This window comes from Burkholderia sp. SIMBA_051 (assembly GCF_046534915.1).
Lineage (GTDB): Bacteria > Pseudomonadota > Gammaproteobacteria > Burkholderiales > Burkholderiaceae > Burkholderia > Burkholderia ambifaria.
The window spans coordinates 1-229 of record NZ_JAWRXS010001014.1 but is presented as its reverse complement, the minus strand read 5'-3'; the positions used below and the strand labels follow the sequence as shown (position 1 = coordinate 229).

At 67.7% G+C, this 229-nt stretch carries 1 pseudogene; it reads right to left on the bottom strand.

Annotated features, from left to right (window positions below):
- A pseudogene (locus SB771_RS37555) lies at window positions 1-229 on the bottom strand (anti-sigma factor); the annotation flags it as partial.

The following is a 229-nucleotide window of genomic DNA, read 5'->3' as shown; positions in this document are numbered from 1 at the left end:
CCGAGATTGCTCGCCGGCCCGACCACCGCATAGTTGAGCCCGTTCACCGACCCATACCGCGCCATCAACGCGCCGTCCACGCGTTGCCCCGCGGGCAGCAGCCGATTTTTCGCTTCCGCTGGCCGCAGATAGAAGCTCAGCGTCCGCCCGGCATCGTCCTCATAGAGCACCATCGCGGCCGCGGCGCCGCTGTCCGTCATGAACAACCGCGCGCCGATCGGCTTGAACC